Annotated in this window: 12 protein-coding genes and 1 pseudogene; 8 read left to right on the forward strand and 5 right to left on the reverse strand. The window is 60.5% G+C overall.

Annotation, left to right across the window (positions count from 1 at the left end; all coding sequences use genetic code 11):
• Positions 1-52: 52 nt before the first annotated feature.
• Both cysQ and nudE read right to left on the reverse strand, forming a co-directional pair.
• Positions 53-889, reverse strand: coding sequence for a 3'(2'),5'-bisphosphate nucleotidase CysQ (gene cysQ, locus CQ041_RS12930; protein WP_105522210.1), 837 nt, complete (start codon positions 887-889; stop codon positions 53-55).
• Positions 886-1452, reverse strand: a complete 567-nt coding sequence (nudE, locus tag CQ041_RS12935) for an ADP compounds hydrolase NudE (protein WP_105522211.1) — start codon at positions 1450-1452, stop codon at positions 886-888. Before nudE ends, cysQ begins: the two co-directional genes overlap by 4 nt.
• 87 nt (positions 1453-1539) lie before the next feature.
• Between nudE and yrfG the strand changes: the two genes are divergently transcribed.
• Entirely contained in the window at positions 1540-2202 is a 663-nt protein-coding gene (gene yrfG, locus CQ041_RS12940; protein WP_105522212.1) for a GMP/IMP nucleotidase, read from the forward strand.
• Between the two features lie 47 nt (positions 2203-2249).
• On the opposite strand, the gene lysM is transcribed toward yrfG, so the two are convergent.
• Positions 2250-2690, reverse strand: coding sequence for a peptidoglycan-binding protein LysM (gene lysM, locus CQ041_RS12945; RefSeq protein ID WP_105522213.1), 441 nt, complete (start codon positions 2688-2690; stop codon positions 2250-2252).
• A 132-nt stretch (positions 2691-2822) separates the two neighbouring features.
• On the opposite strand from lysM, the gene CQ041_RS12950 reads away from it, so the two are divergent.
• From CQ041_RS12950 to CQ041_RS12965, 4 genes are all read left to right on the forward strand, one after another.
• Positions 2823-3710, forward strand: a complete 888-nt coding sequence (locus CQ041_RS12950) for a LysR family transcriptional regulator (protein WP_105522214.1) — start codon at positions 2823-2825, stop codon at positions 3708-3710.
• A gap of 97 nt (positions 3711-3807) precedes the next feature.
• Positions 3808-4647 (forward strand): formate dehydrogenase accessory sulfurtransferase FdhD, encoded by an 840-nt coding sequence (fdhD, locus tag CQ041_RS12955; RefSeq protein WP_105522215.1) that lies wholly within the window; start codon positions 3808-3810, stop codon positions 4645-4647.
• On the forward strand, positions 4644-6992 hold the full coding sequence (locus tag CQ041_RS12960) for an FdhF/YdeP family oxidoreductase (RefSeq protein ID WP_105522216.1): 2349 nt from the start codon (positions 4644-4646) through the stop codon (positions 6990-6992). Before fdhD ends, CQ041_RS12960 begins: the two co-directional genes overlap by 4 nt.
• Before the next feature lie 205 nt (positions 6993-7197).
• Positions 7198-7671, forward strand: a complete 474-nt coding sequence (locus CQ041_RS12965) for a glycine zipper domain-containing protein (RefSeq protein ID WP_105522217.1) — start codon at positions 7198-7200, stop codon at positions 7669-7671.
• Positions 7672-7742: 71 nt separating this feature from the next.
• Here CQ041_RS12965 and CQ041_RS12970 read toward each other — a convergent pair whose 3' ends face one another.
• Positions 7743-8174, reverse strand: coding sequence for a thioesterase family protein (locus CQ041_RS12970; RefSeq protein WP_105522218.1), 432 nt, complete (start codon positions 8172-8174; stop codon positions 7743-7745).
• A gap of 24 nt (positions 8175-8198) precedes the next feature.
• Positions 8199-10136, reverse strand: a complete 1938-nt coding sequence (locus tag CQ041_RS12975) for an ATP-dependent DNA helicase RecQ (RefSeq protein ID WP_105522219.1) — start codon at positions 10134-10136, stop codon at positions 8199-8201.
• Positions 10137-10299: 163 nt separating this feature from the next.
• On the opposite strand from CQ041_RS12975, the gene CQ041_RS12980 reads away from it, so the two are divergent.
• From CQ041_RS12980 to CQ041_RS26570, 3 genes and pseudogenes are all read left to right on the forward strand, one after another.
• Complete coding sequence (locus CQ041_RS12980) at positions 10300-11349, forward strand: S8 family peptidase (RefSeq protein WP_105522220.1); 1050 nt, start codon at positions 10300-10302, stop codon at positions 11347-11349.
• A 55-nt stretch (positions 11350-11404) separates the two neighbouring features.
• A pseudogene (locus tag CQ041_RS26565) lies at positions 11405-11747 on the forward strand (hypothetical protein).
• Positions 11748-12071: 324 nt separating this feature from the next.
• Positions 12072-12710 carry a DUF1493 family protein gene (locus tag CQ041_RS26570; protein WP_240995335.1) on the forward strand — a complete coding sequence of 213 codons (639 nt, stop codon included), beginning with the start codon at positions 12072-12074 and terminating at the stop codon, positions 12708-12710.
• The last annotated feature ends 18 nt before the right edge of the window (positions 12711-12728 follow it).

The following is a 12728-nucleotide window of genomic DNA, read 5'->3' on the forward strand; positions in this document are numbered from 1 at the left end:
ACCCAAACTGTGGGACCTGGCTTGCCAGCTCCCACATCAAGTCATCAGGGACTCAGGACCGCGCCAGGCTAAGCAACCGCTCCCGCCACGCAGCCTTGGCTGGCAGCGCCAAAAAGAACGGATTCAACAACGATTCCCGTGCCGGATAGCTGAACGGCTCGCCGCTCAACTCCAACACTTCGCCGCCCGCACCTTCGAGCACGCCTTGGGCCGCTGCAGTGTCCCACTGCGACGTCGGCGCCAGGCGCGGATAGCAATCGGCGCTGCCTTCAGCCAACAGGCAGAACTTCAGCGAACTGCCGATGTTCGCCAATTTCAACTCACCCAGACCTTCGCTCAACCCGTCGAGCAAACGCTCCTGTTCCGGGCTGGTATGTCGACGACTGGCGACCACGGTAAACGCTTCACCCGCTGCCGGTGCCACGCGAACCTGAATCTGCTTGGGCGCCTCGCTCACATCTGAACGCCAGGCGCCCAGGCCGGCGCCACCAAAATAACAACGGCCACTGGTAGGCATCGACACCACGCCAAACACCACGCGGCCCTTCTCGATCAAGGCGATATTGACGGTGAATTCTTCACTGCCGGCGATGAATTCCTTGGTGCCGTCCAGAGGGTCCACCAGCCACCAGCGTTGCCAGCCAGCGCGCACGCTCTGGTCGATATCGGCGTCTTCCTCGGACAACACCGGGATGCTCGGGTCCAGCGCAGTCAGGCCGGCGAGAATCAGATGATGGGCCGCCAGGTCGGCTGCCGTCACCGGCGAATCATCCGCCTTGGCGGTCACGGCAACGTCGGCGCGCCAGTACGGCAGGATGACTTCACCGGCCTGGCGGGCCAATTCGATCACGGGGGCAATGAACGGGTGACCCAGGAACAGTTCGCTCATGCGCCAAACACTCCACGCTGGGTCAACAGGTCGCGGACCAGATACAACGCAGCCAGGGCGCGGCCTTCGCTGAATTGCTCGTTCTGCGCAAGCATCGCCAGTTCACGCAGGTTGACGCGGTCCACGCGCATCGGCTCAGGCTCATCGCCTTCAAGGCGCTCTTCGTAGAGATCGGTGGCCAGCACCACTTGGATTTTCTGGCTCATGTAACCCGGGGACAATGACAGTTCGATGATGTGCTCCAACTGCCGCGCGCCGTAGCCCGCCTCCTCCTTGAGCTCGCGGTTGGCCGCCGCCAGCACGTCCTCGCCGGGCTCGATCAGCCCCTTGGGCAGGGACAGCTCATATTCGTCGGTGCCGCCGCAGTACTCTTCCACCAGCAAGGCATGGTCGGCGTCGATCATCGCCACGATCATCACCGCACCATAACCGGCACCGCGGCCCACCAGGCGCTCGTAGGTCCGTTCAACGCCGTTGGAAAAGCGCAACTGCACCTCCTCCACGCGGAACAAACGGCTACTGGCGACTATTTCGCGGGCGAGGACGGTGGGTTTCTGGCGCATGAGCGGCTCCTTGGTGTGATCGGGTTACTATACCGTGGCTTTTCCGATTGTCTGTGTCGGATATTTCTACTTACAAGAGACCGCCCCATGCCTTCTTTGCCCTGGCACGCCATCGATACCGTCCTGCTGGACATGGACGGCACCCTGCTCGACCTGCATTACGACAACCATTTCTGGATGCAGCACCTGCCCCAGCGTTACGCCGAACTGCACGGGGTGAGCCTGGCCATGGCCGAGATGGAGTTGCAGCCGCTGTTCGAGCGTAACGCCGGACAGTTGCAATGGTATTGCCTGGATTTCTGGAGTGCCGAACTGAAGATTCCGGTGCGCGAACTCAAATTGGAAACCGCCCACCTGATCGCCCTGCGCCCCGACGCCGACACCTTTCTGGCCGCGATCAAACAGGCCGGCAAGCGCGTGATCATGATCACCAACGCTCATCGTGACTCGCTGTCATTGAAGCTGGAACGCATTGAGTTGGCGCCGTATTTCGAGCGGTTGATCAGCTCCCACGACTACGGCTTCGCCAAGGAAAACCCGCAGTTCTGGGACGCCCTGCAAGCCGATATCGACTTCGACCCGGCGCGTAGTCTGTTTATCGACGATACCCTACCGATCCTGCGCAGCGCCCAGGCGTTTGGCGTGGGGCATTTGCTGGCGGTAAAGGAGCCGGACAGCCAGAAGGGACCAAAGGATACGGCGGAGTTTGCAGCAGTCGAAGACTATCGAGATCTTATTGCCGGACTCTGAACCCATGTGGGAGGGGGCCTGCCCCCTCCCACATTTTGCTCTGCGTTTTACTCAGGAATACGCAAAGTCTGCCCTGGGTAGATCTTGTCCGGATGCGACAGCAGCGGTTTGTTGGCCTCGAAAATCTTGTTGTACTGGTTGGCGTTGCCATACACCGCCAGGGAAATCGCGCTCAGCGTGTCGCCTTTCTTCACCACGACAAAACGCGCGGCAGTGACCACAGGCCCGGAAACGGTGATGTTGTCTTCCACGCTGGCCACACCGGCAATATTACCCAGCGCCAGCAGGATCTTCTCTTTCTCTTCCTGGGTGGCGACTTCACCGGTGACGATTACCTTGTCACCCTCCACCGTGGTCTGCACATTCGGATTGCCCAGACCCACCTTGGCCACGTGTTCCTTCAACTGCTCACTGGCGTTCGCATTGCCCGGCGTCAACAGGTCGATCAACTTCTCGCCGGCTTCCTTAACAAAGCTAAAAAGACTCATGGTGCGCTCTCCTTGTGGTTTGGTTTGCAGTTGCTCAAGACTAGACCAGTCCTGGGAAATTGGGTTCCAACCCGGCTCAAGACCCAAACGCGCTAGAATCCCCCCGCCATTGGAATAAGCCCCGGAGCGAAGATGGACATCAAACAGCTGAAATTCCTCATCGCCCTCGACGAAACCCGGCACTTCGGCCAGGCGGCAGCGCGTTGCCACATCACCCAGCCGACCCTGTCAATGCGCCTGCGCAGCCTTGAAGAAGAGCTGGACTTGCCGCTGGTCAATCGCGGCCAGCGCTTCGAGAGTTTCACCGCCCCCGGCGAACGGGTGCTGGCCTGGGCACGCACGGTGCTGGCGGCTTACGACGGCTTGCAGGCTGAAGCTGCTGCCTGTCGCGGTAACCTGGTGGGCACGCTGCGCCTGGGGGTGGTGCCGCTGTCGAGCTTCGATCCCTTGGCACTGATGCAACAGTTGCATAAAGAGCACCCGAGCCTGCGTTTCGAATTGTCGGCACTCAGCTCCGAGCAGATTCTTGAACAGCTGGCGAGCAATCGGCTGGACCTCGGTGTGTCCTATCTGGAACGCTTGGACAGCGAGCGCTTCGACTCGCTGGCCCTCGGTGAAACCCGCATGGGCCTGCTGTATGACCAGCGTTTCTTCAACTTCGGCGATACACCGTTGAGCTGGGAAGCGTTGACCGAACTGCCCCTTGGCATGCTCACCAGCGGCATGCACTTTCGCCAATCCATCGACCATAACTTCCATAGCCGTGGGCTCAACCCGCAACCGTTGCTGCAAACCGATGCCGTCCATCAGCTGCTGCAAGCCGTGCACGGCGGGCTGTGCTGTGCGGTGATGCCACTGGAAGGCGGCTTGGACGCCCTCACCGAACACTTGCGCCTGCAACCCATCGACGATGCTCACACCCTCGCGCGCCTGGGGCTGATCATGCGTCGCAGCGCCCCCCGTTCGGCATTGGCCGAAGCCTGTTTCGCGCTGTTTCAGAAATCGCAAAACGAGTCTTGATCGACGTCATCTATCGGTGGATCAGTACTGGCAATTAGACGTGACGCTTTGTCGCGCCTAGTCTAAACACTGACCAATCCGTCGGTGGTACTGCCCAATGAACGCCAAGCGCCCAGTCTGCGCGGCGCCCGCTTCTGAAACGCCCGCGCCCGCCGCCAGCCAGAGCTACCAGTATTGCACTCTCGAACACACTGAAGTGGCCAGCACTGCGTTGGCCGAAGAAGTGGCGTTGGCGATTGCCTACAACGACATCAGCCAGGCCGTGATGCTGGTGACACCCACCGACCTCGAAGACTTCATTGTCGGCTTCAGCATCGGCAGCGGCATTATCGCTGACGTCAGTGACATTTATGACCTGAAACTCAGCGGCTCGGGTTCCACCCAGTATGCCCAGGTGCAGATTTCCAGCCGGGCCTTCTGGAACCTCAAGCAGCAGCGTCGCCAGTTGGCCGGCACCAGTGGCTGTGGCCTGTGCGGCGTCGAAGCCGTTGAACAAGCCCTGCCCGACTTGCAAGTACTGCCGGGCGCGCCCCTGCCGCCAGCCGCGTGGCTCGACGGCCTGCGCCAGCGCATCAGCGCTTTCCAGCCCCTGGGCCAGTGCAGCGGCGCCGTCCACGCGGCAGTGTTCATGAACGGCCAGGGCGAATTGCTGCTGGGCCGTGAAGACATCGGCCGGCACAACGCCTTGGATAAATTGATCGGCGCCTTGATCCGCCAACAGATTCCGACCGAGGGCGGCCTGGCGATTGTCACCAGCCGTTGCAGCCTCGAATTGATCCAGAAAGTCTTGCGCGCGGGCATCCAGACCCTGGTCAGCCTGTCGTCGCCCACCGGCCTGGCCCTGCAATGGGCGCGCCGGCACAACCTCAATCTCATCCACCTGCCGCAGAAAAGTGCGCCGCGGGTTTACAGCCCTGCGATGGAGAACCAGCCATGAGCCAACACCACCAAGCCGACCAAACCCCCACCCCGCGCTACAAGCCCTACAAAGGCCCGGCTGGCGGCTGGGGTGCACTGATCAGCGTGGCGCAGGCCTGGCTGACCAGCGACAACGCGCTGAAAAACCTGCGCATGATGCTCAAGACCAACCAGAACGGCGGGTTTGACTGCCCGGGCTGTGCCTGGGGCGATTCGCCGGAAAGCGGCATGGTCAAGTTCTGCGAGAACGGTGCCAAGGCGGTGAACTGGGAAGCCACCAAGCGTCGCGTCGACGCTGCGTTCTTCGCCAAGCACAGCGTGACCGACCTGCTTGCACAGAGCGACTACTGGCTGGAATACCAGGGCCGCCTGACCGAGCCGATGCGCTACGACGCGCACACCGACCGCTATCAGCCCATCAGCTGGGAAGCGGCGTTCGACCTGATCGGCAAGCACCTCAACGCCCTGCCCAGCCCGGACATGGCCGAGTTCTACACGTCGGGCCGCGCCAGCAACGAAGCGGCGTACCTGTATCAGCTGTTCGTGCGCGCCTTCGGCACCAACAACTTCCCGGACTGCTCGAACATGTGCCACGAAGCCAGCGGCGTGGCCCTGGCGCAAAGCGTGGGGGTCGGCAAAGGCACCGTGACCTTCGACGACTTTGAACATGCCGACGCGATTTTCGTCTGGGGCCAGAACCCCGGCACCAATCACCCGCGCATGCTCGAACCGCTGCGCGAAGCGGTGAAGCGTGGCGCCCAGGTGGTGTGCATCAACCCGCTCAAGGAGCGCGGCCTGGAACGCTTCCAGCACCCGCAGCACCCGCTGGAAATGCTCACCAACGGCGACAAACCCACCAACACCGCCTACTTCCGCCCGGCACTGGGTGGCGACATGGCCATCCTGCGCGGCATGGCCAAGTTCCTGCTGCTGTGGGAGCGCCAGGCACAGGCCGAAGGCAAGGAAGCCGTGTTCGACCACGACTTCCTCAACGAACACAGTGCCAACGTGCTGGACTACCTGGCGCAGATCGACGACACCTCCTGGGATGAAATCGTCGAGCAGTCCGGCCTGACTCTGGTGGAGATCGAGCAAGCGGCGCGCATGTATGCCAAAAGCAAGAACGTGATCATGTGCTGGGCCATGGGCATCACCCAGCATCGCCACTCGGTGCCGACCATCCAGGAAATCGCCAACCTGATGCTGCTGCGCGGCAACATCGGCCGCCCAGGCGCCGGCCTGTGCCCGGTGCGCGGCCACAGCAACGTGCAGGGCGACCGCACCATGGGTATCAACGAGCGTCCGCCGGTGGCGTTCCTCGACGCGCTGGAACGCCGCTTCCAGTTCCAGGTGCCACGTTCCAACGGCCACAACGTGGTCGAAGCGATCCACGCCATGCTCGAAGGCCGCTCCAAGGTGTTTATCGGCCTGGGCGGCAACTTCGCCCAGGCCACACCCGACAGCACGCGCACCTTCGAGGCGTTGCGCAACTGCGACCTCACCGTACAGATCAGCACCAAGCTCAACCGCAGCCATCTCACCCATGGCAAGGATGCGCTGATCCTGCCGTGCCTGGGCCGTACCGACATCGATATACAGGCCGACGGCCCGCAGGCGGTGACGGTAGAAGATTCGTTCAGCATGGTTCACGGCTCCAACGGCCAGTTGCAACCGCTGTCGAAGCTGATGAAATCCGAACCGGCGATTCTCGCGGGCATCGCCGCCGCGACCCTGGGCAGCACGCCGGTGGACTGGAACTGGCTGGTGGCCGATTACGGGCGCATCCGCGACCTGATCGCCGACACCATTCCGGGCTTCAAGGATTTCAACGAAAAGATCAAACACCCGGGCGGTTTCTACCTCGGCAACTCCGCCGGCGCGCGGCGCTGGAACACCCCCTCGGGGCGCGCCAACTTCCGCCCGAACATCCTGCCCAAGGACCTGATCCACGAACGCACCCACGCCACCGGCCGCGTGCCCGACCTGATCATGCAGTCGATGCGTTCCCACGATCAGTACAACACCACCATTTATGGCCTGGACGACCGCTACCGTGGGGTCAAGGGTCAACGGGACGTGCTGTTCGTCAACGAAGCCGACATCATCCGCCTGGGCTTCAAGCCGGGGCAGAAGGCCGACATCGTGTCGCTGTGGGAAGATGGCCGTGAGCGCCGCGTGAAGGGCTTCACCCTGCTGGCCTTTGATATTCCGGCGGGGCAGGCGGCGGCCTATTACCCGGAAGTGAACCCACTGGTGCCGTTGGAAAGCACCGGGGACGGCAGCCATACGCCGACGTCGAAGTTTGTGGCGATTCGCCTGGAGGCGGCGAGCGATACTGGCTTGATCATGGCACGTACGGCCTGACGAAAATCCAGGCACAAAAAAGGCCGCTTTTGCACAAAAGCGGCCGTTCCGAAGTAACTAAAGACCCGCGAAATAGACTTAAGTTCCCTAGTTAAAACAGTAACTTAGCGAATTGTGTACAACTCGTGTTATTGGTCGGATTTCTATTGTCACTGTGCCGATACAGCCTCAGGATCGCGCCGTCATCCCCTTGAGGTTTCCCTGAATGAAGTTCTCCTCGATTCTCTTGTTGTCCCTTGGCCTGGTCAGTGGCGCAGCCATGGCCGGCGGCACCACCGAAGCCGGTGTAGGCGGCGCATTGGGCGGGGTTCTAGGCTCGGTTGTTGGCCAGCAGATCGGCGGCAACACCGGTTCGGCCATCGGTGCAGCCTTGGGCGGCGCAGGCGGCAGTGCGGTGGGTGCGGACAAACGCAGCCGTGGCGAAGCGGCCATCGGCGGCGCCTTGGGCGCAGCAGGCGGCAACGTGGTGGGCCGCAGCATGGGCGGCAACACCGGCAGCCTGATCGGCGCAGCCGCCGGCGGTGGCGCGGGTGGTGCACTGGGCAACTACATGGGTAACAAGAGCGACGACGACGACCGTCGTTCGCGCGATCACCGTCGTTACGACCGTGATGACCATCGTGGTCGCGGTCATGCCTATGGCCATCGCAAGAACAAGCATCACTATCGTCACCGCTGAGTCAGCGATTCAAATGTGGGAGTGGGCTTGCCAGCTCCCACATTTTATCTCCACTGCTGCACAGGCTGGCGTCAAACTGCCAAACGCTGCAACGCTTCGCGCAACATCCCCGGAATCGGCACTGGCCGGTTCGACCCCCGGTCCACGAACACATGCACAAACCGCCCCGCCGCGCAGGCCTCCTCTTCGCCTGCCTTGAACACCGCCAACTCGTACTGCACTGAGCTGTTCCCCAACTTGCCCACCCGCAGGCCGATCTCGATGCGCTCGGGAAAGGCAATCGACGCAAAATAATCGCACGCCGAACTCACCACAAAGCCCACTACGTCACCGTCATGGATATCCAAGCCACCTTGTTCGATCAGGTAGGTATTCACCGCCGTATCGAAAAAGCTGTAGTAGGTGACGTTGTTCACATGACCATACACATCATTGTCGTGCCAACGCGTGATGATCGGCTGGAAGTGAGGGTAGTCGGCACGTTGTGGCACTGAATCAGGCATGGGACGCGTCTCTTGGCAATGGATTTACAGGACGTTCAAATGGGCATGAGCCCACTCACGCACGTCGGCATAAGGGTAATCCTCCAGTGCAGCAAAACCTGGAATCCCCCGCGCCTTCAACTGGGTAAACAGCGGCACGCTGATGCCGCCAAGAAACCGCGTCAAGCGTTCCGCTTCAGGCAACTGGCCGGTGTGTTCATGATGCCTGTGGATAAAATCACCGCACAGCCCCATGAAGTTCTTATCCACAAGCGGCGGCAAGTTCGGGGGTGGGGGTAGATGTGCAACCTGCCCATGACACACCGAGCAATGCCCGCAACGCTGGGGCGCGTGCTCATCGCCAAAATAGTGCGCCAGGCGTTGCCCCAGGCACTGTTCGGTGGCGAATAGATCAAGCATGGCGTGGATGCGCGCCACCTCACCCACTTCGTGCTGCTTGAAGCCTGTGTATAACTCGGCGCTCAGCACCTGTGGATCGAAGTCAGTGTCGAGCAGGCTGTAGACCTCGGTCATCTGCTTGCTTTCAAGCTCGATCAGGCCTTGCTCCTGAAAGTAATCCAGCGCCTTCACTACCCGGTCACGCCCGGCGTTGTGCTGTTGATACAGCGCGTCGAAATCGACCGTTGCCCACGTCCTCGCGCGCTTGCACACCGCGATGATTGCCGCGACGAACTGCTGTCGCTCACCGGAAAATCGCGCTAGCAACGCGTCGGGTTCGATCAGGTACTTGAAACGGTATTCGGCATAAAACGCATAGCGCGGGGCAATCACGCCCTTGAGTTCCAACTGCACCAGCAGCGTCTTCAATGGCAATTCACGGATATTGCTGAGGTCCGACAGCGAGCGCAGCAAAAACTCCCACTGGCCGTCGCCTCGCGCCGCTTGCAACTCCTCCAGCACTCGACGAATGCCGTCCTGCTCCGGCGTGTCGCCGTACACGAAGTTTTCCAGCACGTTGAGGCTGTCGCGATTGGCCAGCACCAGGCAATCGGACGGCTGCCCATCACGCCCGGCGCGGCCGATTTCCTGGCTGTAGTTCTCGATGGACTTGGGCAGGTCGAAGTGCACCACATTGCGGATGTCACTCTTGTCGATGCCCATGCCGAACGCGATGGTGGCGACGATGCAATTGGAACGCCCGCCCATGAACCGCTGCTGAATACCTTCGCGCTTATCGTGGGGTAAACCGGCGTGATAAGCCTCGGCCTGGATGCCGTTGCGGTTCAGGTGTTCGGCAATCTGTTCGGCGGTCTTTTGCAGGGTGACATAGACGATGCTCGGCTGGTTGGCCCGCTCGCTCATCCACTGCACCAGCCTGCGACGCTTGTCCGCGCCACTGACGGGCTCCACCAGCAGGTTGAGGTTGGGCCGGTAGAAGCCAGTGGTGACCACATCGTCGGAAGCAATGGCGAACTTGGCCTGCATGTCGGCAATCACCTTGGGCGTCGCTGTAGCCGTCAGCAGCAAGGCTTGGGGGATATTGAACTGGCGCTGGTAGTCCGGCAGCTTTAAATAATCCGGGCGGAAGTTGTGGCCCCATTCGGATATGCAGTGTGCCTCGTCCACCACCAGCAACGAGATCCGCACGCTCTGCAGGAAATTGCGAAAGCGTTCGTTCTTCAGGCGCTCCACGGAAATCATCAGGATTTTCAGCTCGCCGGAACGCGCCCGCGCCATCACGTCATTGGCGTCCTCACGGCTCTGGGCCGAATCGATACTGCCCGCCGAAATGCCGTGGCGCTGCAGGAAACCCAACTGGTCCTGCATCAGCGCCAACAACGGCGATACCACCAGCGTCAGGTGCGGCAACAGCACCGCTGACAATTGGTAACACAAGGACTTGCCAGACCCCGTAGGAAAAATAGCGGCCGCCGAACGACCGGCCAGCACGGCGTTGACCGTTGCTTCCTGGCCCAAACGAAACTGTGGATACCCAAAGACCTGCTGGAGGGTGTCGTGCATAGGCTGTCACTCCGTTGACCGCTGAAGGAGTAAAAAACATAGATCAGCGATCAAGAAAAGGTCGGGGATAAACGCTACAAACTGATACAGAGAACACCAGCAAGCCCGCGCAAAAACGAAGACAGTAGCACGCCTGCTCAACCACCCCGACAAGGAGTCGTAGATGTCTCGATGCACACCGTTTTTACTGCAACGTCTCGTCGTGTTCACGCTGCCGTTATTCCTGCAGGGTTGCGCAAGCGCCCCCGCCCAAATGCCTGCCGAACCGGACACACAGCGTTTTGAAACGCCCGAATATTTCCGGCAAAAAGCCCTGCCCATTGTAAAAGCATCCTCCCTCTACGCGCGGGGCGGCACGGGCCAGGGCGTTAAAGTCGCGCTGATCGACTCAGGGCTCAACCAGGCACTGCCAGAATTTCAGGGACGCGTGGCCGACCCGGGCTACGATTTCGTGACACAGCAGCCAGGCACCCTCGACATCAAGGGCCACGGCACCCAGATGGCCGGTATTCTCGCCGCGAACAAGAACGATCAGGGCATCCATGGCATCGCCTTCAACGCCCAACTGATACCCATGCGCTTCGGTGATGACAGGGAGCCGTTCTACTTCGACGGTGAAATCGCCCAGGCCTGGGACCTCGCCTTCACCCAAGGGGCACGCATTTTCAGCAACTCATGGGCCAATCCCATTGAAGCCAACACCAACGAGGTTCCCGTCTATGAGCGCCTGATGGGTGACGCGTTGGGCGTGGCAAAAAGACGGGTGGCCGAAGGGGCCGTATTTGTTTTCTCAACGGGTAATGAGGTCAAGCGCGAGCCGCTCGCAGAACCCGGGCTGCCCGCGCTGGTTCCCGAACTTGAGAAAGGCTGGATCGCCGTCATGGCCCTCAAGAACGACGGCATGGCCATCAATCTCAAATCCAATTATTGCGGCCTCGCGGCACGCTGGTGTATCGCGGTGCCAGGGGGCGACGGTGGTGCAGGGTTATTGACCACCCATAAGGACGGCAGCTACGGGCCAACCGCCGGCACCTCGCCGGCCGCTGCGTTGGTCAGTGGTGCCTTGGCGGCATTGCAAAGTCGTTTTCCCGGGATGACACCGCAACAAGTGCGTGAGCGCCTGCTCAGTACGGCGAATAAAACCGGAATTTATGCCAACAGCGAAGCCTATGGTCGAGGGCTGATGGACCTCGACGCAGCCTCGCGACCGTAGCCATTGCCGAAACACGCAGAGCCGTCCTCGATAAATACCGCAGTACCCCACGCTGATGCTCGACACATACGGGGTGGGCCAGGACCCTTACTGCTACCCCGGTAGCGGCGTGCTTCGCAACCGCCTTGATGTGCATGACGAAGTCCTTTTGCATCAGGCCGATGCGGGAATTGTCTGAAATCGCCGTAGGCAAACTTCCGCTTTTCCCTCCTCCCTACGACCTCGAGCGCCTGCAGCATATCCATCACGCCGCGTGGGTGCCGGCGAATATTGATGCAGTGGCGTGTGATTATCGGGGGTTGGAGGCAATTTTCGAGCGGTGTATCAGCGTCCCACGCTCATCAGTCAATTGCCTGTATTGCGCCACCGCCATCGCCGGGAACCTCACCCGCCAATGACCTATTCCGGGCAGACACTTTCCGTCAAAGCAAAACCCCGGAAACCCCTGTAAGAAACCGCAGCACCCTGCGTCAGCCATTTCCGAAACTGCTTAAAACAGTGATCGCGCCCCCTACAAAATCCACATTCGCGTGACCGAAACTAGCGCCCCTTCAACAGCCTCGGCAAACAACTGTGAACATCGAAAGGACCCAGTACATCGGCCATTGCGGCATCCCGTTCACCGTGATTCGCATGCTCGTCTTGCCTTGCAAGATGACTGTTGCTATCTCCAAGCCGCTCACTCTCCGCCACAGTCCGACAGGGCCAGGGCGGCTGATGCGATGAACGAAAACAACTCATGGGTCAGCCTGATCCTACTCTTGGCTGTCGCCGCTTTAGTCGAGAAGATAGTGAAGCGCCCCGTACTCAGAAAATGGGTTGGGCTGATCCTTGTGGTAGCCGGTCCAATACTTTTATTCTGCGCGACTGCCTGGATAGGAGGGTCACAGGTGGAGAGTCTGCCGGTGATAGCTTTTGTCACCGGCATCGCTTTGCTGGTGAGCCAAAACAAATATCGCCTCAAACGTCCCTCCCCTCCTCACCCACTTCTGCGTGCCCCCACCATGAACCTGGCCCCTGACCTCCCCGACGACCCCGAGATGCAGCAGCTTCTGCAGCTACTCCATGAAGAAATCGGCCTGCCCAAGCACAAGACCCTCCGTCTGCAAACCGCGATCAACATCGACCTAGGATGCGACGGTGCGGAGGCAAAGCAATTTATGGAAGCCGTGGAACAGGCGTTTGCGTTCGACCTGGGTGACTATGATGCTTACCGTTACTTCAACCCGCCCGTTTTCGACGTATTCCTCAAGCATCGCGCCAAGGGCCGTGGCAAAAAAGTGCCGCTGACCATCGGCATGCTTTACCTGGCGATCAAAACCAACAGCTGGGACACGCAAACCCTGGAAAATCTCAGCTAATCCAAAGCACATTCGATC

Source organism: Pseudomonas sp. MYb60, assembly GCF_002979555.1.
In the GTDB taxonomy this organism is placed as follows: domain Bacteria; phylum Pseudomonadota; class Gammaproteobacteria; order Pseudomonadales; family Pseudomonadaceae; genus Aquipseudomonas.

Bases quoted from the DNA above. Each gene is read 5' to 3' on its own strand.
- cysQ (WP_105522210.1), bottom strand. From the start codon at position 889: ATGAGCGAACTGTTCCTGGGTCACCCGTTCATTGCCCCCGTGATCGAA.
- nudE (WP_105522211.1), bottom strand. From the start codon at position 1,452: ATGCGCCAGAAACCCACCGTCCTCGCCCGCGAAATAGTCGCCAGTAGC.
- yrfG (WP_105522212.1), top strand. From the start codon at position 1,540: ATGCCTTCTTTGCCCTGGCACGCCATCGATACCGTCCTGCTGGACATG.
- lysM (WP_105522213.1), bottom strand. From the start codon at position 2,690: ATGAGTCTTTTTAGCTTTGTTAAGGAAGCCGGCGAGAAGTTGATCGAC.
- CQ041_RS12950 (WP_105522214.1), top strand. From the start codon at position 2,823: ATGGACATCAAACAGCTGAAATTCCTCATCGCCCTCGACGAAACCCGG.
- fdhD (WP_105522215.1), top strand. From the start codon at position 3,808: ATGAACGCCAAGCGCCCAGTCTGCGCGGCGCCCGCTTCTGAAACGCCC.
- CQ041_RS12960 (WP_105522216.1), top strand. From the start codon at position 4,644: ATGAGCCAACACCACCAAGCCGACCAAACCCCCACCCCGCGCTACAAG.
- CQ041_RS12965 (WP_105522217.1), top strand. From the start codon at position 7,198: ATGAAGTTCTCCTCGATTCTCTTGTTGTCCCTTGGCCTGGTCAGTGGC.
- CQ041_RS12970 (WP_105522218.1), bottom strand. From the start codon at position 8,174: ATGCCTGATTCAGTGCCACAACGTGCCGACTACCCTCACTTCCAGCCG.
- CQ041_RS12975 (WP_105522219.1), bottom strand. From the start codon at position 10,136: ATGCACGACACCCTCCAGCAGGTCTTTGGGTATCCACAGTTTCGTTTG.
- CQ041_RS12980 (WP_105522220.1), top strand. From the start codon at position 10,300: ATGTCTCGATGCACACCGTTTTTACTGCAACGTCTCGTCGTGTTCACG.
- CQ041_RS26570 (WP_240995335.1), top strand. From the start codon at position 12,072: ATGAACGAAAACAACTCATGGGTCAGCCTGATCCTACTCTTGGCTGTC.